Genomic DNA, 19,574 nt, shown 5'->3' on the forward strand with positions numbered 1-19,574 from the left:
TCTGGTTTCGTGAGCAATTCTGGAGCCGAGCGGGTACCTACCCTCAACATCGCCAATGTCCTGACGGTCATCCGCATCATCATGGTGCCGCTGTTTATCTGGTTCCTCGTGGCCGACGGGCGGGACGGCCTTTTCCGCTGGCTGGCGGTAGCGACGTTTGCCGTGGCCATCTACACCGACAAGCTCGACGGCGACCTGGCCCGCAGCCGGGGACTGATCACCGACTTCGGGAAGATTGCCGATCCCATCGCAGACAAGCTGCTGATCGGCTCCGCGCTGGTGATGCTCTCCATCCTGGGTGAGCTCTGGTGGTGGGTAACAATCGTCATCCTGGTCCGCGAAATCGGCATCACCGTGATGCGTTTCGTCGTCATCCGCTACGGAGTCATGGCAGCTTCCCGCGGCGGAAAGCTCAAGACCGTGATCCAGACCCTGGCGATTTTCCTGTTCCTGCTGCCGCTCTCCTCCTGGCTGGGCGACTGGGCCTGGTGGATCAGCGCCGCCGCGATGGCCGCCGCCGTCGTCATCACCGTGGTGACCGGCGTCGACTATGTCCTGCAGGCGATTAAGCTGCGCAGCACCGCCCGGGGTGCAACCGGCCGGTCATCGTGAACAGCACCGCGGCCCGGGTCGTCGCGGCAGCAGCTGCGTCCGGCAAGCGCGTGGCGTGCGCTGAGTCCCTGACCGCCGGCATGGTGGCTGCCGAGATCGCCACCGTACCGGGGGCTTCGGCCGTGCTGCAGGGCGGCGTCGTCGCCTATCAGAACGAGGTCAAGGCCGGCGTCCTGGGGGTCTCGGAAGAACTCCTGGCAACCGCAGGGTCGGTAGACGCACACGTTGCCGAGCAAATGGCTTCCGGAGTGCGGCGTTTGCTGGGGACGGACGTGGGAGTGTCCACCACGGGTGCGGCCGGCCCGGAACCGCATGACGGACAGCCCGTCGGCACTGTATTTATCGGGATCGCCACCGCGTCCGGAGTACGCTCGCAGCGTTTTCGGTTCGCCGGCGAGAGAGACTCAATCCGGCGGCAGGCCTGTACCGCCGCGCTGGACCTGTTGGAAGCGGAACTGGTTTCCGCGTAGCCGGGGCAGTGCGAGGCTCCTGGGATCCGCTGGCAGGGTGCGGGAACAAAACCGTAACGGCGTCAGTTGTTAGTATCAGGAACCACCAAGGTTTCAGGTTTAGGATCTAAACATTCCGCGGTTTCTCGCCGCGGACGGACCTATAAGGGAGCAGGACATACACATGGTGAAGCAACCCGTATCCGTGAACGGCGTTATTCGCTGGCGGGATGTAGGGTTGGCGGAAGATGCACACCGGGAACCTAAGGAGCGCAAAATGGTAGTTCTACGCCACGAAATTGGTGATGTACTCCGCGACGTACGCCAGCGCCAGGGCCGTACCCTGCGCGAGGTGTCGCACAGCGCCCGGGTTTCCCTTGGATACCTGAGCGAGGTTGAACGCGGACAGAAGGAAGCTTCTTCGGAACTCCTGTCCTCGATCTGCAGCGCCCTTGATGTGCCTTTGTCCCTGATGCTTCGAGAGGTCAGTGATCGTGTGGCCAGCGCCGAAGGCGTTTCCATCCCCGACACCGTTCCTACGGAATTCTCGCGCGAGTTCGCCCGTGAATTCCCGGAGGACCTGGCTCGGGACCTGGCCCGCACGCCGTAACAACCTCGGGCAGCACCCGCTGCCCGCCCAAAGATCTCGATAAGGCCCTGTCCAGCCCGGACGGGGCCTTTTTCTATGAAGGGGGCCGGGCGGCCGGCGCTGCGGGCGCTGCGGGCGCCTGGGAGCTGTTGAGTTTATGCAGCAGCACGCTCAGTGCCCGGACCTCGTCTTCGCTCCAGGCCTGGAGCAGGGCGTGAAAATGTTCTTCGCGTGCCCGCTGGGTCTTCAGCAACTGTTCGCGGCCGGAATCCGTGAGGCTGATGGCCTGTGCCCGACCGTCGTCCGGGTCCGCCTGCTTGCGGACCAGTCCCAGGTTCTCGAGCATCACGATCTGCCGGCTCACGGAGGGTTTGCCAACGCCGATCGCCGCGGCAATATCGGTGAGGCGAAGGGGTCCCTGGCGCTGCAGGAGCACCAGGAGTCCATAGGCGGCGGGCTCCAGGTCCGGGTGGACAGCGCGGGCAACCCGCTGTGATGCTGCACGCGCGCGGCGCCACAAGACACTGAGTTCCTGTTCGAGGTCTTCTATGGCCGGATTCGTGGCGGGAATGGTCGCCGGCAGCTTTTCGGTCATGGAGCCTATTCTAGGCCGCGGCCTAGCCTGAGCCGGGGCCCCGTCCGCTTGGCCAGGGGAGACCGGCGGGGGAGCGTGAGAGGATTAAGCGATGCGTATCAGCGATTTTTGGCGGCTCATGGACGACGAGTTTGGCCCGGCGTATTCCCGGGTCCTTGCCTCCGACCTTGTCCTGACCGGCCTCGGGGGAAAGACAGCCAGCGAGGCCCTGGCGCGGGGAGTGGAGCCCAAACGGGTCTGGCTCGCCGTGTGTGACATCCAGGAGGTGCCCGACGAAAGACGCCTGGGCCGGGATGTTAAACCGAAAACCACCTAGGACACGCGGGCACGTCATTCGAATATCTGTTCGGATGCCGATATGCTCCTACACAGGGGCAGCACCCGGCCCGCCCCGCACCGGCTGTCCACATCGGCGGCACGCGAACGCAGCGATGTCAGTGCCGTCGCCTACGGTTTCCAATGAGCAACCGATAAGCAGGCCCCCGGGCCGGGAACATCATTAACAGCCACAACAACAGAGGTGAAGAATGGCCGCTCCAGACCGCGCCAAAGCACTCGAAGCAGCACTGGCCCAGATCGACAAGCAGTTCGGCAAGGGTTCGATCATGCGGCTGGGCGACGAAACCCGCGCCCCCATCGAAACGATTTCCACCAGTTCCATCGCACTGGACATAGCCCTGGGCATTGGCGGACTCCCGCGCGGACGCGTTGTCGAAATCTACGGACCGGAATCCTCGGGTAAGACCACCGTCGCGCTCCACGCCGTGGCTAATGCACAGAAGAACGGCGGCATCGCCGCGTTCATCGACGCCGAGCATGCCCTGGATCCGGAGTACGCGAAGAGGCTCGGCGTGGACACGGACGCGCTGCTGGTCTCCCAGCCGGACACCGGTGAGCAGGCCCTGGAAATCATGGACATGCTGGTGGGCTCCGGCTCCCTGGACATCGTGGTCATTGACTCCGTTGCTGCCCTGGTGCCGCGCGCCGAAATTGAAGGCGAAATGGGCGACAGCCACGTGGGTCTCCAGGCCCGCCTCATGAGCCAGGCACTCCGGAAGATCACCGGGCGGCTGAGCCAGACCAAAACCACGGCAATCTTCATCAACCAGCTTCGCGAGAAGATCGGCGTGTTCTTCGGCAGCCCCGAGACCACTACCGGCGGCAAGGCCCTGAAATTCTACGCCTCGGTCCGCATCGATGTGCGCCGAATCGAAACGCTGAAGGAAGGCACCAACCCGGTCGGTAACCGTACCCGTGCCAAGATCGTCAAGAACAAGATGGCCCCGCCGTTCAAGCAGGCCGAGTTCGACATCATCTACGGGCAGGGGATTTCCCGCGAAGGCGGCCTGATCGACATGGGTGTCGAGCATGGAATCGTGAAGAAGTCGGGCGCTTGGTTCACCTACGACGGCGACCAGCTGGGCCAGGGCAAGGAAAACTCCCGCCGGTTCCTCCGGGATAATCCGGAACTTGCTGATGAGATCGAACGCCGGCTTCGCGTGAAGCTTGGTGTGGACGCGGCGCCCGAGGAGCAGGCGGCCAGCGGCAAGACGGAAACGGCAGCCGGCAAGGCCGCTGCCGCCGGCGCATAGCCTCAACGGATGCAGCAGCAGCGGCGCCGCGGACGGAAGCCGGGCGCGGGGGATGGCCCCACGCCCGGCTCGCCGGCCGATTCCGTTCCCGAAGCTGACCCCTACGCCGTCGCCCGCGCTATAGTCCTGCGCCAGCTGACAAGTTCCGCCAAAAGCCGCCGCCAGTTGGCGGACAAGCTTGCAGAACGCGACGTTCCGGAGGACGTGGCGAGCGCAGTGCTGGACCGTTTCGAGGAAGTGCAGCTCATTGACGACGCTGAGTTCGCTCAGATGTGGGTGCGCAGCAGGACGCAGAGCCGCTCCCTGGCCCGCTCAGCGATCCGCAGGGAGCTGGCGGAGAAGGGGATCGCGCCGGAGTTGGCTGAAGAAGCCCTGGAGCAGGTCAGCACCGACGACGAATGGGAAGCCGCCAGGGACCTCGTCCGCCGCAAGCTGCGCAACGCTGCTGTGCCGCAGGACCGCAAAGAACGCGACAAACTGGTCCGCAGGCTCGTTTCCATGCTGGCCCGCAAAGGCTACTCGCCGTCCCTGGGATTCTCCGTGGTCGAAGAGGGCCTCACAGCGAGGGCGGCCGAACTTGCCTCAGACGCCTAGGCCTGCAGCCCGTGCGGCATCAGGAGCAGCAACATTCCGTGCCGTATGCTGGGCATCACTATGTTTACAATGAGGTTTTTGGGACAGAAGTTACGCTACTCGTCCCTTATGGCTGCGGCAGCTGCCGGTGCGCTGGCATCTGCCTTCCTCGTTGCTGCGCCCGCTTCGGCAGCGGACTATCCCAGCTGGGAGGAAATTGCCGCAGCCAAAGGCGATGCGTCGGCCAAACAGGAACAGGTCTCGGAACTGGAGCGCCACCTGGCCGACCTGCAGTCCGAGGCCGGGGAGCTGGGCAACGCCGCCGTAGATGCGTCGAGCCGCTATGACGTCCTGCGCAGCGAACTGGAGGCCAGTGACGCCCGCCTCGGAGAGCTCGCGGCAGCGCGCAGCGCCGCAGCAGCTGAAGCAGCGTCCCTTAGCAGCCAAGTTGGCGCCCTCGCGGCCCAGACGTACAAGACCGGCGGAATGGACAGCAGCCTTCTGTTTATCCTCGACGCCGAGGCAGGCGCCGCCCATTTTGACCGGCTGGCCACGCTGCAGCTTGTAACGGACCGGACGGCGCGTCTCTTCGAACAGGCAGCGGCGGCCGAAAGCACCGCCGCTTCTTTGCAGGAAACCGAGGAAGCGGAGCGCCGGGCACGTGAAGCCCTGGCCGAGGAGGCGGGGGAACTCTATGAAGGAGCGGAAGCGGCCACTTCCGCAGCTGAGCAAGCCGTCCGTGAACAGGAAGAACGTACAGTGGTGCTGGTGGCCCAACTGGCCGAACTCAAGGACAGCACGGCGGAAGCTGAACTGAAACGGCTGGAAGCAGTTCGCATTGAGGAGTCAGTCCGCCAGCAGGCAGAAGCCGCACGCCTGGCGGCGGGAAAAACGCCTCGGCCGGAGAGTCAGCCTGTGATTAATCCCACGATTCCCAAGGGCCCCGAGCCGGCTCCCGTGCTGCCGCCGGCGCCCCAGGCGCCCCCGGCACCAGTCCCGGCACCCGCTCCGGCACCTCCGCTGGCGGCAAATCCCGCACCGCAGCCCGTTATTCCCCCGCCCCCGGCCGCTCCCGTAGATGACCCTGCCGGTGCCCAGGCGTACGCGGCCGGCGCCTCGTCCGCCTATGGCTGGGACGGCAGCCAGTTCCGCTGTCTCGTTGACCTGTGGAACAGGGAGTCCAACTGGCGGACCAGCGCACATAATCCGTACAGCGGTGCCTACGGCATCCCTCAGTCCCTTCCAGGGGACAAGATGGCCGCCTCGGGACTCGACTGGCGGACAAACTACCGGACCCAGATCAACTGGGGGCTGATGTATATCAGTCAGAGGTACGGAAGCCCCTGTGCAGCGTGGGCCCATTCGGAGCGAGTGAACTGGTATTAAAGCGGCTGCGTTATCTAAACGCAACCTGAGTGTTACCGTTTCGAAATCCGTCCCAGAAACTCTGTGTACAGTCCCGGACTTATGACTGAAGTACACGGACGGCGCGAGCTAAGACGGCAGCGGACCATTGCCCGGCGCAGGAACAGAAGAAAGATTTCCGCCGGGGTTGCCCTGGCCACCCTGGCGATGGTTGGTACGGTGGGCGCTGCCGCGAGCGAGGATGACCTCCGTGCGACAGCCGGCATCCAGCTGGCGAGCGTGGCGCTGCCGCTCCTGCACGATGGCTCGGATGAGGCTGCCCGGGCCGCCGAGCCGGCGCCGTCGGACGCTTCGCCCTCAGTGGAGGCGAGCCCGCCGGCGGCCCCGGAAGCCGCCGGGCCGACGTCAGCCGCAACTTCGTCCGGCGACGAGGCAGCGGAAGCGGATCAGGCGGCAGTCGAGCAGGAAGCCGCACACGTCGCCGCTGAACTTGCGGCAGCGGAAGCTGCAGCCGCAGAGCAGGCGGCCGCTGAGCAGGCGGCCGCTGAGCAGGCTGCTGCGGAGGAAGCCGCCCGAATCGCCGCCGCTGCTGTCCCCGTGGACGATCCCGCAGGTGCGAAGGCCTTCGCTGCGTCGGTCCTCGGAAACCATGGCTGGGATGCCTCGCAGATGACCTGCCTGGACACGCTGTGGACCAAGGAATCCGAATGGCTCACCAGCGCAACCAACGCAGGCTCCGGTGCCTACGGCATCCCGCAGGCACTGCCCGGGATCAAGCTCGCGGCCGCGGGAAGCGACTGGCAGACGAACTACCGGACGCAGATCAACTGGGGGCTCACCTACATCGAATCCCGCTACGGCAGCCCCTGCTCCGCCCTGAACTTCCACTACGCCAACAACTGGTACTAATCCCGCCTTCGCCGAGAGGCCAGAAGAAGCTCTTTTCAACGCTGGAAAGGCCTTCTTCTGGCCTTTCGGCGGAATTGGGGGTGCGGCGGCGCCGCGTCGTACCCTTGGATGGTGAGCCTGTCTGTATCCCGCCCCGCGCCTGAAGAGACCTTCGACACCCGTCAGGAGGCCCCGCTGCGTACCTACCAGGTGCGCACCTTCGGCTGCCAGATGAACGTGCACGACTCGGAGCGCATTTCCGGCCTGCTTGAAGGAGCCGGATACGTGCCCGCCACCGAGGGGGACGCCGACGTCGTGGTCTTCAATACCTGTGCCGTCCGGGAGAACGCGGACAACAAGCTGTACGGGAACCTGGGCCAGCTGGCCCACGTCAAGGAGTCCCGGCCGGGCATGCAGATTGCGGTTGGCGGCTGCCTGGCTCAAAAGGACCGGGAGACCATCCTCGCCAAGGCACCGTTCGTGGATGCAGTCTTCGGCACCCACAACATCGGCGCGCTGCCGGCCCTGCTCGAGCGTGCCCGCCACAACGACGCCGCGCAGCTGGAAATCCTCGAGTCGCTGGAGGTCTTCCCCTCCACCCTCCCGACCAAGCGTGACTCCGTGTACTCGGGCTGGGTATCGATCTCGGTTGGCTGCAACAACACGTGTACCTTCTGCATCGTCCCGTCCCTGCGCGGCAAGGAACGGGACCGCCGTCCCGGCGAGATCCTCGCCGAGGTCCAGGCACTGGTGGACGACGGCGCGATCGAGGTCACGCTGCTGGGCCAGAACGTCAACTCCTACGGAGTCGAGTTCGGTGACCGCGGCGCCTTCGCCAAACTGCTGCGCGCCTGCGGGAGCATCGAAGGCCTGGAACGGGTCCGGTTCACGAGCCCGCACCCCGCCGCCTTCACCGACGACGTCATCCACGCCATGGCCGAAACACCCAACGTGATGCCCCAGCTGCACATGCCGCTGCAGTCCGGCTCGGACAAGGTGCTGAAGGATATGCGCCGGTCCTACCGGTCCAAGAAGTTCCTGGGCATCCTGGACCGCGTGCGTGAGCAGATGCCGCACGCAGCGATCTCGACCGACATCATCGTCGGCTTCCCGGGGGAGACCGAAGAAGACTTCCAGGCCACCCTCGACGTCGTCGAACAGGCGCGGTTCGCGACGGCCTTTACTTTCCAGTACTCCAAGCGCCCGGGCACCCCGGCAGCTGACCTGCCAGACCAGCTGCCCAAGGCCGTCGTGCAGGAACGCTTCGAGCGCCTTACCGCGCTGCAGGACCGGATCGCGGCGGAAGAGAACGCCAAGCAGGTCGGCCGGACCGTCGAGGTCATGGTAACGGCCGCCGCCGGGAAGAAGTCCGCGGAGACCGGGCGCCTTTCCGGACGCTCCCGTGACCAGCGGCTGGTTCACTTCTCCGTCCCGGACGGAGCACCGGTTCCCCGGCCCGGAGACCTGGTCACCGTGCCCGTCACCTCGGCAGCGGCGTTCCACCTGGTCTCGGATCCCGCCTCCGCCGCCGACTACTCGCTGCGGCGCTCACGGGCAGGAGATGCCTGGGACCGTGCGCAAGCCGATTCCTGCGGTGTTCCGGCACCGGCCGCCGACGGAGCCCGCACCGGTGTCCTGCTTGGCATGCCGGCCCTGCCACCGCGCCAGTGAGCGGACAAGACCTCCCGGTCCTCGCCGTCGTAGGTCCAACCGGCTCCGGCAAGTCCGATCTCGGCGTCGCCCTCGCCGCCCGGCTGGGCGGGGAAATTATCAATGCCGACTCGATGCAGTTCTACCGCGGCATGGACATCGGGACCGCCAAGCTTCCCCTGGCCGAACGCGCCGGAATCCCGCACCACCTGCTCGACATCATGGATGTCACGGAAGAAGCCAGCGTCTCGGCTTTCCAGTCCCAGGCCCGCAGCCTGATCACCGACATCCGCTCCCGCGGCCGGTGGCCCATCCTCGTTGGGGGCTCCGGACTCTACGTGCGCGCAGCACTGGACGTCCTGGAATTCCCGGGCACGGATCCGGAGGTGCGCCGGCGCCTGGAAGCAGAACTGGAAGCGTCCGGACTGGAACACCTGCGAAACCGGTTGAAGGCCGTTGACCCGGTCTCCGCCGGACGCCTGGGCGATGCGCGGCGCGTGGTGCGCGCCCTGGAAGTCCACGAGCTCACCGGGCGTCCGTTCAGCTCCTTCATGCCCGAGCGTACGTACTTCCAGCCCGCCGTCCAGATTGGGCTGCAGGTTGAACGCAGCCTGCTGCACTCGCGGCTGGCCCTGCGGGTGCAACACATGGTGGAGCAGGGCCTGGAAGAGGAAGTACGGCGCCTGGACGCGGCCGGACTGCGTACCGGCAGGACTGCCGGACGGGCCCTGGGCTACGCCCAGTTCCTCAAAGTGCTCGACGGCGAATCCACGGTCGAGAAGGCTGCGGAGGACACCGTGGTGGCCACCCGGCAGTTCGCCCGCCGCCAGCTGACCTGGTTCCGGGCAGATCCGCGCGTGACATGGCTGGACTTCGACGATCCCCGTCTGGTGGACAAGGCAGCCGCCGCTATTCTTGAGGGGTGAGCATTCCTTCCCCCGCAGCCCTGTCCGCCTCCGGCCTTCCGCTTGCCCTCACCGGCCTGTCCTTTGCGAAAGGGCACGGAACCGGCAACGACTTTGTCCTCGTGGCAGACCCCGACGGTCTGTCGGAGTTTGCCCCGGGCGATGTAGCGGCACTGTGTGACCGGCACAGCGGAATCGGTGCCGACGGGTTTATCCGCGCTGTCCGGTCCGAGCACCTGCCCGAGGGCCAGGCCCTGCTGCAGACCAACCCGGACGCCGAGTGGTTCATGGACTACCGCAACGGCGACGGAAGCGTCTCGGAGATGTGCGGCAACGGCGTACGCGTCTTTGTGCATTTCCTGCTCGAAGAGGGACTGGCCTCGCTGGCCCCCGGTGAAGCACTGGCCATCGGAACCCGCGGCGGACTGAAGACGGTCACGCGCACCCCGGACGGGTACGCCGTTGACATGGGGCCGTGGGAATTCATCTTCCCCGACCACGCCGCGGCCAAAGCCATGGACACCGTCGTGAACGCCGACGGACTCGAAGTGCCCCGCCCGGGACTGTCGGTGAGCATGGGCAATCCCCACACCGTCGTCGCCCTGGCTGAGCTTTCCGAACTGGCCGCAACGGACCTCACCAAGGCGCCGTCGGTGGAGCCCGCTCCCGAAAACGGCACCAACGTAGAGTTCGTGGTGCCGGCGGAGCCGCTGGTGCTCGACGGCGTCGGCCAGCTCACCATGCGCGTCCACGAAAGAGGCGTCGGGGAGACCCGCTCCTGCGGCACGGGAGCCTGTGCGGCAGCGGTCGCCACACGCTTCTGGGCGGGTACCGGGGCCCCTGATGCCTGGAGCGTAGCGGTGCCCGGGGGAGTCCTCGGTATCCGCTTCCTGCCCGGTGCGGACGGCCGTGAGCACGTGGAACTCAGCGGACCGGCTGTCCTCGTGGCCCGCGGAACCGTGCTCTAGCCCGGCGGGTCAGTCCTTTCGTGCGACCTTGAGGATGCGGAAGGACTTTGCCGTGCTGTGGCGGCTGACGTCGAAACCCGCGCCCAGAGCCGTTTCCAGCCAGCGCTGCAGGGAGTCTGAACCAAGGTTTTTCTGGACCACCAGCCACGCCGTGCCGCCGGGGGCCAGCCGGGGAAGCCACTGAAGCAGCAGCGCGTGCAGTTCATCCTTGCCAATGCGAATGGGCGGATTCGACCAGATGGTGGCAAACCGCAGCTCGGGATCGACAGCCTCGGGCAGCGCGGCATGGACGTTGCCGAGCCCGAGTGTGGCAGCGTTGTCCCGCGTCAGGCCCAGGGACCGTTCGTTGACGTCGACGGCGTAGACCTGTGCTCCGGGTGACTTCAGCGCCATCGTGAGGGCGATGGGTCCCCAGCCGCAGCCGATATCAAGCAGGTTGCCCTCAGCTGCCGGGTCGGGAATACCGGAGAGCAGTACCTGCGTTCCCTTATCAATGCCGTCGGGCGAGAAAATCCCGCCAGAGGTGGCCAAGGTGACGTCCCGGCCGTTGAGTGTGACACGCAGCGGCCTGCGCACCTCGGGTGCGGACGGCTGTGAACTGAAGTAATGCTCTGAACCCATAACAATCCAGATTAGTGGCTTCCCGGCTCCGGGCAGCCATCGGCCCGGAGCCGGAGCCTGCGCAAGGTATTGCACAGGTCCCCGGAGAGCCCGCACAATGTGGGTCCGCTGACCTACCATGGTTAACACTTGCGTCTAAGGAGATTATGACCATCAACAATTCCCGTCCCGCTGCCGGCTCCACGCCCACGGACCTCAAGCCCGAGGAAATCCAGGGCGTGATCGACCGGATCCTGGCCAAGGAAGAAGCAACCGCTGCCAAGCGCAGCGTGTCGCCCGATTCGCCCTCCGGATTCTCCCGGCAGGCACAGGCCCTCTCAGTGCAGGACGCGGAGCACTCTGTCTTCGACGGAGACCAGCAGGATCTGCAGGACCGCCGCGCACTGCGCCGAGTCGCAGGACTCTCCACTGAACTCGAAGACGTCACCGAAGTCGAGTACCGGCAGCTGCGCCTGGAACGTGTTGTCCTGGCCGGTCTGTGGATGGAAGGAACGGCGGCCGACGCCGAGAATTCGCTGCGTGAGCTCGCAGCCCTCGCTGAGACGGCCGGTTCCGAAGTGCTCGACGGGATCATCCAGCGGAGGATGAAGCCGGACCCCGGCACCTTCCTCGGATCCGGCAAGGCGCAGGAGCTGAAGGACATCGTTCTGGCGACGGGTGCGGACACCGTGATCGTGGACAGCGAACTTTCGCCTTCCCAGCGCCGCGGCCTGGAAGACATCGTCAAGGTGAAGGTGATCGACCGCACTGCGCTGATCCTGGATATCTTCGCCCAGCACGCCAAGTCCCGCGAGGGCAAGGCCCAGGTGGAACTGGCCCAGCTGGAATACCTCCTTCCCCGTCTCCGCGGCTGGGGTGAATCCATGTCCCGGCAGGCAGGCGGCCAGGTAGGCAGCGCCGGCGCCGGCATGGGCTCGCGCGGACCGGGTGAAACCAAGATCGAGCTGGACCGGCGGAAGATCCGTACACGGATGGCGAAGCTGCGCCGTGAAATCGCCGCGATGAAGCCTGCCCGCGAGACCAAGCGGGCGAACCGCCAGCGCAACGAGGTTCCTTCGGTCGCCATCGCCGGCTACACCAACGCGGGCAAGTCCTCCCTGCTCAACCGGCTCACCGACGCCGGAGTCCTGGTGGAGAACGCATTGTTCGCCACCTTGGATCCGACCATCCGCAAGGCCGAGACCGCTGACGGGATCGGGTACACCCTGGCGGACACTGTCGGGTTCGTCCGGTCGCTGCCCACACAGCTGGTGGAGGCCTTCCGGTCCACGCTGGAGGAAGTCGCCGACGCTGACCTGATCCTGCACGTGGTTGATGCATCGCACCCGGACCCGGAGGGTCAGATCGCCGCAGTACGTGCGGTCCTCGCGGACGTGGATGCACGCCGGATCCCCGAGATCATCGTGCTCAACAAGGCCGATGCGGCTGATCCGTTTGTCCTGGAACGGCTGCGGCAGCGCGAGCCGCGGACCGTGGTGGTTTCCGCCCGGACCGGCGAAGGCATCGAGGAACTCCGGCAGGCTATTTCTGACGGCATCCCGCGGCCCGGAATCGAACTGGACCTCCTCGTCCCCTACCAGCGCGGCGACGTCGTCTCCCGGCTGCACAGCCTGGACGCGGAAATCCTCTCGCTCGACCACGAGGAAGGCGGAACACGCCTGCGGGTCAAGGTCCGCGATTCCCTGGCGCCTGAGTTGGAGCCGTTCACCCTCCATGCCTAAGAAGGACGCAGCCGCGGAGGTCCTGGAACTCCTGGACACCGCGGTGGACGCAATGGGTGGCCAAAACCGCCCGGGACAGCACGATATGGCACGCCAGGTGGCGGAGTCGATCGAGACCGGAAAGCACCTGCTGGTGCAGGCCGGGACCGGAACCGGCAAGTCCCTGGCCTACCTGGTTCCGCTCATCCACCACGCCCTCGAGAGCACCAAGCCTGCCTTGGTTTCGACTGCCACCCTGGCGCTCCAGGCGCAGATCGTGGGACGGGACCTTCCCCGGCTGCTGGCTGCCCTGGCACCGAAGCTGCCGCGGGAAGTCGACGTCGCACTGCTGAAAGGGCGCAGCAACTATGTCTGCGTCCACAAGACAGGCGGCGGGTTCCCGGAAGACGACGACCCGGGTGCCCTCTTCAGCCTTGGCGATGACCACGGCGTAGCCCACCCGGCTCCTGCCGCAGGACCCACCTCCGCCCTGGGCAGGGAAGTGGTCCGGCTGCGGGAATGGGCGGAAGAGACGGAAACCGGGGACCGCGACGAGCTGCTCCCCGGCGTGACCGACCGCGCCTGGCGGCAGGTTTCGGTGACGTCAATGGAATGCCTCGGCGCCCAGCGGTGCCCGGTGGCGGAGCAGTGCTTCAGCGAACGCGCCAGGGCTAAGGCCGCCGTCGCCGACCTGGTCATCACTAACCACGCCATGCTCGCGATCAGCGCCTTTGAGGGCCTCGCAGTGCTGCCGGACTACGACGTCGTTGTCATCGATGAGGCCCATGAACTGCAGGACCGGGTGACGGGAGCGGTGACCGGCCAGCTTTCCGGCACCCTCATCAGCGCCGCCGTGACGGCCGCCCGCAAGCACACCTCCGCTTCGGTGGAGGAGCTGGCAGCAGCCGGACGCGCGTTCGATGCCTCCATGGAAGGCGTTCCGGCCGGCCTGCTGCCGTCGGGCCTGAACGGCGAGCAGGAACTCGCCGTCGGACGGGTCCGGGAAGCGTGCCGTGTGGCGCTCTCCGATTCCAAGCCTGAGGGCGGAGACGCCGGGGACGGCGGGCGCCAGATGGCCCGCTCTCGCCTGATGGGTGTGCTGGAAGTGTGTGAACGTCTGGTGTCCGCTCCGGACGCCGGTGAAGTCGTATGGGCGTCCCGGCCGAGCACCTTCTCTCCGGGGGAGGGTTATTCGCCTCCCGACGACGACGCGCCCGCCACGCTGAATGTCGCTCCGCTGTCCGTTGCCGGCCGGCTGCGCGACGGGCTGTTCGACGGCCATACCGTCATCCTGACGTCAGCCACCCTGGCGATTGGTTCCGAGTTCGGGCCGGTGGCAGGCGGACTGGGGCTCGTGGGCGCAGCGGCACCCCAATGGACGGGATCCGACGTCGGCAGTCCCTTTGACTACCCGCGGCAAGGCGTCCTGTACGTTGCCAAGGACCTGCCCAAGCCCGACCGCGGCACGTCCGCCGCGCAGCTGGAAGAACTGGAAGCGCTGCTCAAGGCCTCCGGCGGAGGGGCGCTTGGACTGTTCTCCTCCCGCCGCGCCGCCGAAGAAGCCGCCGCTGCCCTGCGGCCCAAGGTCGGTTTTCCGATCCTGTGCCAGGGGGAATCGTCCATGTCTGGTCTGGTCAAGCAGTTCGCTGAGGAGGACGCCACCTGCCTGTTCGGCACCATGTCCCTGTGGCAGGGAGTCGACGTTCCGGGTGGCTCGTGCCGCCTGGTCGTGATCGACCGCATCCCGTTCCCGCGTCCCGATGACCCGCTGATGACGGCACGTACCCGTGCCGTGGCCAAAGCAGGCGGAAACGGCTTCATGACGGTCTCGGCGACGCACGCAGCCGTTCGCCTCGCGCAGGGCGCCGGGCGCCTGATCCGTGCAGCAGGGGACCGCGGCATGGTCGCCGTCCTGGATTCACGGCTGGCCACTGCCCGCTACGGCGGGTTCCTGCGTGCCGCACTGCCGCCGTTCTGGAGCACCACTGACCGTACCGTGGCGCTTGGCATCCTGGAACGGCTGCGCGAGGCCCAGGCAGGGGAGAACATGGGCGTGAAGTCCTGACGGGCCTTGCACAAGAACAAAGCCCGCCCTTCGCTGGAAGACAGCGAAAGGCGGGCTTTTCCGTGCGGAATGCCTAGAGGGAACGCATCACCGAGACGACCTTGCCCATGATGGTGGCGTGGTCTCCCATGATCGGTTCGTAGCGCGTGTTCTGCGGCAGCAGCCAGGTGTGGCCGTTGCGCTGGCGGAATGTCTTGACGGTGGCTTCATCGTCCAGCAGCGCGGCGACGATGTCGCCGTTCTCGGCCGTCTGCTGGCGGCGGACCACTACCCAGTCGCCGTCACAGATGGCTGCGTCCACCATGGAGTCTCCGGATACGCGCAGCATGAACAGCTCGCCGTGCCCCACCAGCTGCCGGGGCAGCGGGATCATTTCTTCCACGACCTGGTCCGCGAGGATGGGACCGCCGGCGGCGATCCTGCCGACCAGCGGCACCATTGCCGTGTCCACCGCCGTCGTCAGTTCCGTGACGTTGGATGCCGTTCGCGCATCTGCCGCGGGCGCTGACGCATCGCCTGCGGCGGAAACCGTGCCCCGCTCGGTGTGCATGAGCAGGGGCACAAGGATCTCCATGGCCCGGGGCCGTTTGGGATCACGGCGGATGTAGCCCATCTTTTCCAGCTGGCTGAGCTGGTGCGTGACGCTCGAAAGGCTGGCCAGGCCAACCGTGTCACCGATCTCGCGCATGGAGGGCGGATAGCCGTTGGTGCTGACGGACGCCTGGATCGTTTCGAGGATTTTCTTCTGCCGGGGAGTCAGGGACCGGGGCCGCGGGGCATCGGCGGCGGCCGCGGCAGCGCTCCTGCCTTCGGAGTTGTTCCTACGGGGCACTTCGGCTTCCCTTCGAGTGTTCCGGCGAACCGGAGGGCGGCAATGTCGGCAATGTCAGTGGCGGGTGGTTGCCTGAGTCCGAACGATAAACAAGTGACGCCGCCGGTATCCACGCTAGGGGAGCGGAGGGTCATTTTCAAACATTTGTTCGAGTGAGTCTCGACATCGTTCGTAGATAGATGCTAGAAAAGGAACAGAACGAATCGAATACATGTTCGATTCAAGGTCGCCAACTGTTCGAACCCAGTTTCGAACCAGCCCGGTCCGGTGCAGCAGCACCGGTACGGGCAGGCTCCGCTCCGGAAAGGTTTTGCCATGACAGTCCAGCTCTCGGCAGCACGCACCGCCCACCAGCCGGTGGAACAGCAAGCCCCCGCCCCGCTTCGCCTGACGCGCCGGGGCCGCCTGCTCCTCATTGGCGCCCCGATCATGTTCGGCGGTGCCGCCCTGCTGACGTTCGCCGGGTTCTTCACGGCACCCGCACTGGCCGCAGGCGGCGGCGGAGAACTGACCCGTACCCAGCAGGTGAGCGTCAGCACGGGTGACACCCTCTGGGGCCTGGCTGCCGAATATGCGCCGGAGCAGGATCCACGGACCGTCGTGGCCGACATTATGGAGCTGAACAACCTCTCTGACGCAACGGTTCCCGCAGGGGCCCAGCTCTACATTCCGGTCGCCGGCTAACTGCGTTCCGAGTCGTCCTGCCACCGGGACCCGTCACCGGGCTACACGGATTCTGCTCCCCGGCAGCGTGCGCCTTAAGCTGTACTGGTGACTGAACAGCTGGAAAAACTGAACCGCCTTCCCCTGCGCGACGATCTCCGCGGGCTGACGCCCTACGGTGCGCCGCAGTTGGATGTCCCCATCCTGCTGAACGTCAACGAAAATACCCATGGCCTGCCGCAGGAGGTGCAGGACGCGATCACTGCGTCTGTCCAGCGGGCCGTCTCGGGGCTCAACCGCTACCCGGACCGTGAATTCACCGAATTGCGCACCCGCCTCGCCGGCTATCTGGGCCACGGACTGGGCATTGAGAACATCTGGGCGGGCAACGGATCAAACGAGGTACTGCAGCAGATCCTGCAGGCCTTCGGTGGTCCCGGACGTACGGCGATGAGCTTTCCGCCCACTTATTCCATGTATCCGCTGCTCGCCAGCGGCACGGGAACCCGCTACGTCACCGGCGACAGAGCAGCGGACTTTACCCTCTCCGCCGAATCCGCCGCGGAACAGGTCCGTGCAGCAGCACCGAACATCGTCTTCCTCTGCACCCCGAACAATCCCACCGGCACCGCCCTTGGGCTGGACGTGGTCGAGGCCGTCTACGAGGCCGGCACCGCAAGCGACGCGATAGTGATCGTGGACGAGGCGTATGCAGAGTTCTCCCACGCCGGTACCCCCAGCGCCCTTGAACTGCTTCCCGGCCGGGAACGCCTGATTGTGTCCCGGACCATGAGCAAGGCATTCGCCCTGGCCGGCGCACGGCTGGGGTATCTGGCGGCTGCCCCCGAGGTCACGGATGCGCTGAGGCTCGTCCGGCTTCCCTACCATCTCTCGGCCGTCACACAGGCCACGGCCAACGCAGCGCTGGCCCACGCCGATGCACTGCTGGCCAACGTTGAGGACATCAAAGTCCAGCGTGACCGGATTGTCGCAGAGCTGACCGAACTCGGCCTGCAGCCTGCCGCATCAGACGCCAACTTCGTCTTCTTCGGGGGAGTGGAAGACCCGAAGCGGATCTGGCAGGGACTCCTCGAAGCGGGCGTCCTGATCCGCGACGTCGGCATTCCCGGACATCTTCGCGTGACGGCCGGCACGGAAGCGGAAACGACGGCTTTCCTGACCAGGCTGCGGGAGCTGCTCGGCGCCTAAAGCGCCGTCGTTGCGGCGGCAGGCAGCCGCTGCTCCCGGCGAGGTAACCCCCTCCGGGAAACACTAGACTGGTAACTAGACCTCACTTCTTCCAAAGGAACTTTCATGACCGTGGAGACCGCCACCGGCCGCACCGCCCGCCTCGAGCGGACCACCAGCGAATCATCCGTGCTCGTAGAACTGGATCTGGACGGCACCGGCCGTTCTGACATCAGCACGTCGGTTCCGTTCTACGACCACATGCTCACCGCGCTGGCGAAGCACTCGCTGATCGATCTCACGGTCAAGGCCACGGGCGACACCCACATCGATGTCCACCACACCGTGGAAGACGTGGCCATCAGCATCGGCGAGGCGCTGAAGACCGCCCTGGGGAACAAGGCGGGCATCCGCCGCTTCGGTGAAGCCACCGTCCCCTTGGACGAAGCGATCGCCAACGCCGTCGTGGACATTTCCGGCCGCCCGTACCTGGTGCACTCCGGCGAACCGGCCGGCCAGGAATACCACCTGATCGGCGGGCACTTCACGGGTTCCCTGACCCGCCACGTCTTCGAAGCGATCACCCTGCACGCGCAGATCTGCCTGCACATGAACGTTCTGGGCGGGCGCGACCCGCACCACATCGTCGAAGCGCAGTTCAAGGCCTTCGCCCGTGCACTGCGTGCTGCCGTTGAGCCGGATCCGCGTGTCGAGGGCATTCCCTCCACGAAGGGGGCGCTGTGAGCGGGCCCAACGTCACGGTCCTGGACTACGGGTCCGGGAATATCCACTCGGCAGTGCGCGCCCTGGAACGGGTTGGCGCCAATGTCACGCTGAGCGCGAAGTCCTCCGACGTGCTGGAGGCGGACGGCCTGCTTGTGCCCGGTGTCGGAGCTTTCGCCTCGGTGATGCAGGGTCTCAAGGACGTGGATGCGCTCCGGATGATCGGCCGCCGGGTGGCCGGCGGACGCCCGGTCCTGGGCATCTGCGTTGGATTGCAGGTCTTCTTCGAGGAAGGCGTGGAACACGGCGTGCGCACCCAGGGCATGGGCGAGTGGCCCGGCACTGTTGAGCGCCTGGCCGCCGACGTCGTGCCTCACATGGGCTGGAACACCGTTGAAGCCCCGGCCGGATCCAAGCTGTTCGCCGGGATCGAGGATGAGCGCTTCTATTTCGTGCACAGCTACGGCGTGCAGAAGTGGGACTTCGACGTTACCCAGCCGGCGATGCAGCCGCCCCTGGTGACCTGGGCAGATCATGGTGGACCCTTCGTGGCAGCCGTGGAGAACGGGCCGCTCAGCGCGACCCAGTTCCACCCGGAGAAGTCCGGGGACGCCGGCGCCGCCCTGCTCGAAAACTGGCTGAAGGGCCTGGGGTAGGCCATGTGGAGTGTTGTCCTCATGGGCCTCGCCGGTTTGCTGATCGGTGGAGCAATCTCCTTCCGGCGGCAGGGTCTTCCCCGGTTCGTCAGCATCAGCTTCTGGGTCCTGGCAGGGATGTCCCTGCTCGGTGCCTACCTCCTCACCTACGGCCTCTAGGCCGGAACCGTTACTGAAAGCAGAACCATGCCGCTCATCGAAACACCCATTCTCGAACTCCTCCCTGCCGTCGACGTGGCTGACGGCCAGGCCGTGCGCCTGGTCCAGGGCGAGGCCGGCAGCGAGACCAGCTACGGTGACCCGCTCGACGCCGCCATGGCCTGGCAGAACGACGGCGCCGAGTGGGTGCATCTGGTTGACCTGGACGCAGCGTTCGGCCGCGGGAGCAACCTGCCGCTGCTCAAGCGCGTCGTCGAGCAGCTCGACATCAAGGTGGAGCTGTCCGGCGGCATCCGCGATGACGCCTCGCTGGAAAAGGCACTTGAACTTGGTGCGCGCCGCGTGAACCTGGGCACTGCTGCCCTGGAAAACCCGGAATGGACCGCAAGCGCCATCGCCCGCTACGGCGAGGCGATCGCCGTCGGCCTTGATGTCCGCGGCACCACGCTGGCTGCCCGCGGCTGGACCAAGGACGGCGGGGATCTCTGGGAAGTCCTCGCCCGCCTGGAAGACGCCGGCTGCCCGCGTTATGTCGTTACCGACGTCACCAAGGACGGGACCCTCCGCGGCCCCAACGTGGATCTGCTTCGGGACGTGCTGGCACGCACCGACCGCCCCGTCGTCGCTTCCGGCGGCATCTCCAGCCTCGACGACCTCGCGGCCCTGCGCGAACTGGTTCCGCTGGGCCTGGAAGGCACCATTGTGGGCAAGGCACTGTACGCCGGAGCTTTCACCCTTCCGCAGGCTTTCGACATCGCAGGACACCCGGAGCGCTAGCAGC

General features: G+C 66.2%; 22 protein-coding genes. 19 read left to right on the forward strand and 3 right to left on the reverse strand.

Going from position 1 to position 19,574, the window contains the following annotated elements; genetic code table 11:
• Positions 1-9: 9 nt before the first annotated feature.
• From pgsA to NF551_RS06050, 3 genes are all read left to right on the forward strand, one after another.
• Positions 10-612 (forward strand): CDP-diacylglycerol--glycerol-3-phosphate 3-phosphatidyltransferase, encoded by a 603-nt coding sequence (pgsA, locus tag NF551_RS06040; RefSeq protein WP_227894796.1) that lies wholly within the window; start codon positions 10-12, stop codon positions 610-612.
• A complete protein-coding gene (locus tag NF551_RS06045) occupies positions 609-1,082 on the forward strand; it encodes a CinA family protein (protein ID WP_227894795.1) in 474 nt (157 codons plus the stop codon). Before pgsA ends, NF551_RS06045 begins: the two co-directional genes overlap by 4 nt.
• A 163-nt stretch (positions 1,083-1,245) precedes the next feature.
• Entirely contained in the window at positions 1,246-1,671 is a 426-nt protein-coding gene (locus NF551_RS06050) for a helix-turn-helix domain-containing protein (RefSeq protein WP_091606131.1), read from the forward strand.
• A gap of 73 nt (positions 1,672-1,744) precedes the next feature.
• On the opposite strand, the gene NF551_RS06055 is transcribed toward NF551_RS06050, so the two are convergent.
• Positions 1,745-2,245, reverse strand: a complete 501-nt coding sequence (locus NF551_RS06055; protein ID WP_227894794.1) for a MarR family winged helix-turn-helix transcriptional regulator — start codon at positions 2,243-2,245, stop codon at positions 1,745-1,747.
• A 91-nt stretch (positions 2,246-2,336) separates the two neighbouring features.
• Between NF551_RS06055 and NF551_RS06060 the strand changes: the two genes are divergently transcribed.
• The 8 genes from NF551_RS06060 to dapF all read left to right on the forward strand — a co-directional run bounded on the left by NF551_RS06060 (position 2,337) and on the right by dapF (position 10,186).
• Positions 2,337-2,561, forward strand: a complete 225-nt coding sequence (locus NF551_RS06060; RefSeq protein WP_227894793.1) for a DUF3046 domain-containing protein — start codon at positions 2,337-2,339, stop codon at positions 2,559-2,561.
• A gap of 211 nt (positions 2,562-2,772) precedes the next feature.
• Positions 2,773-3,837, forward strand: coding sequence for a recombinase RecA (gene recA / locus NF551_RS06065; protein WP_227894792.1), 1,065 nt, complete (start codon positions 2,773-2,775; stop codon positions 3,835-3,837).
• Between the two features lie 9 nt (positions 3,838-3,846).
• Positions 3,847-4,431 carry a regulatory protein RecX gene (locus NF551_RS06070; RefSeq protein WP_227894791.1) on the forward strand — a complete coding sequence of 195 codons (585 nt, stop codon included), beginning with the start codon at positions 3,847-3,849 and terminating at the stop codon, positions 4,429-4,431.
• Between the two features lie 78 nt (positions 4,432-4,509).
• A complete protein-coding gene (locus NF551_RS06075; RefSeq protein ID WP_227894790.1) occupies positions 4,510-5,796 on the forward strand; it encodes a coiled-coil domain-containing protein in 1,287 nt (428 codons plus the stop codon).
• A gap of 81 nt (positions 5,797-5,877) precedes the next feature.
• Positions 5,878-6,684, forward strand: a complete 807-nt coding sequence (locus NF551_RS19005; RefSeq protein WP_341482255.1) for an aggregation-promoting factor C-terminal-like domain-containing protein — start codon at positions 5,878-5,880, stop codon at positions 6,682-6,684.
• 117 nt (positions 6,685-6,801) lie between these two features.
• A complete protein-coding gene (gene miaB, locus NF551_RS06085) occupies positions 6,802-8,334 on the forward strand; it encodes a tRNA (N6-isopentenyl adenosine(37)-C2)-methylthiotransferase MiaB (protein ID WP_269437291.1) in 1,533 nt (510 codons plus the stop codon).
• Entirely contained in the window at positions 8,331-9,239 is a 909-nt protein-coding gene (miaA, locus tag NF551_RS06090) for a tRNA (adenosine(37)-N6)-dimethylallyltransferase MiaA (RefSeq protein WP_227894788.1), read from the forward strand. Before miaB ends, miaA begins: the two co-directional genes overlap by 4 nt.
• Positions 9,236-10,186 (forward strand): diaminopimelate epimerase, encoded by a 951-nt coding sequence (dapF, locus tag NF551_RS06095; RefSeq protein WP_227894787.1) that lies wholly within the window; start codon positions 9,236-9,238, stop codon positions 10,184-10,186. The genes miaA and dapF overlap by 4 nt, the downstream gene beginning before the upstream one ends.
• Positions 10,187-10,195: 9 nt before the next feature.
• Here the strand turns inward: dapF and NF551_RS06100 are convergent, their stop codons facing one another.
• Positions 10,196-10,807 (reverse strand): class I SAM-dependent methyltransferase, encoded by a 612-nt coding sequence (locus NF551_RS06100; RefSeq protein WP_227894786.1) that lies wholly within the window; start codon positions 10,805-10,807, stop codon positions 10,196-10,198.
• A gap of 146 nt (positions 10,808-10,953) precedes the next feature.
• On the opposite strand from NF551_RS06100, the gene hflX reads away from it, so the two are divergent.
• Together hflX and NF551_RS06110 are read left to right on the forward strand one after the other, a co-directional pair.
• A complete protein-coding gene (hflX, locus tag NF551_RS06105) occupies positions 10,954-12,528 on the forward strand; it encodes a GTPase HflX (protein WP_227894785.1) in 1,575 nt (524 codons plus the stop codon).
• Positions 12,521-14,572 carry an ATP-dependent DNA helicase gene (locus NF551_RS06110; protein ID WP_227894784.1) on the forward strand — a complete coding sequence of 684 codons (2,052 nt, stop codon included), beginning with the start codon at positions 12,521-12,523 and terminating at the stop codon, positions 14,570-14,572. Before hflX ends, NF551_RS06110 begins: the two co-directional genes overlap by 8 nt.
• A gap of 73 nt (positions 14,573-14,645) precedes the next feature.
• Here the strand turns inward: NF551_RS06110 and lexA are convergent, their stop codons facing one another.
• The gene (gene lexA / locus NF551_RS06115; RefSeq protein WP_227895321.1) at positions 14,646-15,332 is read right to left on the reverse strand and encodes a transcriptional repressor LexA; all 687 of its coding nucleotides are present in this window, start codon (positions 15,330-15,332) and stop codon (positions 14,646-14,648) included.
• A gap of 387 nt (positions 15,333-15,719) precedes the next feature.
• Here lexA and NF551_RS06120 point away from each other — a divergent pair, with 387 nt between their 5' ends.
• The 6 genes from NF551_RS06120 (at position 15,720) to priA (ending at position 19,570) form a co-directional block, all read left to right on the forward strand.
• Positions 15,720-16,088 (forward strand): LysM peptidoglycan-binding domain-containing protein, encoded by a 369-nt coding sequence (locus tag NF551_RS06120; protein ID WP_227894783.1) that lies wholly within the window; start codon positions 15,720-15,722, stop codon positions 16,086-16,088.
• A gap of 87 nt (positions 16,089-16,175) precedes the next feature.
• The gene (locus NF551_RS06125; protein WP_227894782.1) at positions 16,176-17,276 is read left to right on the forward strand and encodes a histidinol-phosphate transaminase; all 1,101 of its coding nucleotides are present in this window, start codon (positions 16,176-16,178) and stop codon (positions 17,274-17,276) included.
• 105 nt (positions 17,277-17,381) lie between these two features.
• Positions 17,382-17,999 (forward strand): imidazoleglycerol-phosphate dehydratase HisB, encoded by a 618-nt coding sequence (gene hisB, locus NF551_RS06130; protein ID WP_227894781.1) that lies wholly within the window; start codon positions 17,382-17,384, stop codon positions 17,997-17,999.
• Positions 17,996-18,634: an imidazole glycerol phosphate synthase subunit HisH gene (hisH, locus tag NF551_RS06135; protein WP_227894780.1), complete on the forward strand. Its 639-nt coding sequence runs from the start codon at positions 17,996-17,998 to the stop codon at positions 18,632-18,634. Before hisB ends, hisH begins: the two co-directional genes overlap by 4 nt.
• A gap of 3 nt (positions 18,635-18,637) precedes the next feature.
• A complete protein-coding gene (locus NF551_RS06140; RefSeq protein ID WP_227894779.1) occupies positions 18,638-18,793 on the forward strand; it encodes a hypothetical protein in 156 nt (51 codons plus the stop codon).
• Between the two features lie 27 nt (positions 18,794-18,820).
• Positions 18,821-19,570 (forward strand): bifunctional 1-(5-phosphoribosyl)-5-((5-phosphoribosylamino)methylideneamino)imidazole-4-carboxamide isomerase/phosphoribosylanthranilate isomerase PriA, encoded by a 750-nt coding sequence (gene priA / locus NF551_RS06145; protein ID WP_227894778.1) that lies wholly within the window; start codon positions 18,821-18,823, stop codon positions 19,568-19,570.
• The last annotated feature ends 4 nt before the right edge of the window (positions 19,571-19,574 follow it).

It is taken from the genome of Arthrobacter caoxuetaonis (genome assembly GCF_023921125.1).
GTDB classification, from domain to species: domain Bacteria; phylum Actinomycetota; class Actinomycetes; order Actinomycetales; family Micrococcaceae; genus Arthrobacter_B; species Arthrobacter_B caoxuetaonis.

Excerpts from the sequence above, each read along its gene's own strand:
- NF551_RS06050 (WP_091606131.1), top strand. The coding sequence starts at position 1,246 with ATGGTGAAGCAACCCGTATCCGTGAACGGCGTTATTCGCTGGCGGGAT.
- NF551_RS06055 (WP_227894794.1), bottom strand. The coding sequence starts at position 2,245 with ATGACCGAAAAGCTGCCGGCGACCATTCCCGCCACGAATCCGGCCATA.
- NF551_RS06060 (WP_227894793.1), top strand. The coding sequence starts at position 2,337 with ATGCGTATCAGCGATTTTTGGCGGCTCATGGACGACGAGTTTGGCCCG.
- recA (WP_227894792.1), top strand. The coding sequence starts at position 2,773 with ATGGCCGCTCCAGACCGCGCCAAAGCACTCGAAGCAGCACTGGCCCAG.
- NF551_RS06070 (WP_227894791.1), top strand. The coding sequence starts at position 3,847 with ATGCAGCAGCAGCGGCGCCGCGGACGGAAGCCGGGCGCGGGGGATGGC.
- NF551_RS19005 (WP_341482255.1), top strand. The coding sequence starts at position 5,878 with ATGACTGAAGTACACGGACGGCGCGAGCTAAGACGGCAGCGGACCATT.
- NF551_RS06100 (WP_227894786.1), bottom strand. The coding sequence starts at position 10,807 with ATGGGTTCAGAGCATTACTTCAGTTCACAGCCGTCCGCACCCGAGGTG.
- hflX (WP_227894785.1), top strand. The coding sequence starts at position 10,954 with ATGACCATCAACAATTCCCGTCCCGCTGCCGGCTCCACGCCCACGGAC.
- NF551_RS06110 (WP_227894784.1), top strand. The coding sequence starts at position 12,521 with ATGCCTAAGAAGGACGCAGCCGCGGAGGTCCTGGAACTCCTGGACACC.
- NF551_RS06120 (WP_227894783.1), top strand. The coding sequence starts at position 15,720 with ATGACAGTCCAGCTCTCGGCAGCACGCACCGCCCACCAGCCGGTGGAA.
- hisB (WP_227894781.1), top strand. The coding sequence starts at position 17,382 with ATGACCGTGGAGACCGCCACCGGCCGCACCGCCCGCCTCGAGCGGACC.
- NF551_RS06140 (WP_227894779.1), top strand. The coding sequence starts at position 18,638 with ATGTGGAGTGTTGTCCTCATGGGCCTCGCCGGTTTGCTGATCGGTGGA.
- priA (WP_227894778.1), top strand. The coding sequence starts at position 18,821 with ATGCCGCTCATCGAAACACCCATTCTCGAACTCCTCCCTGCCGTCGAC.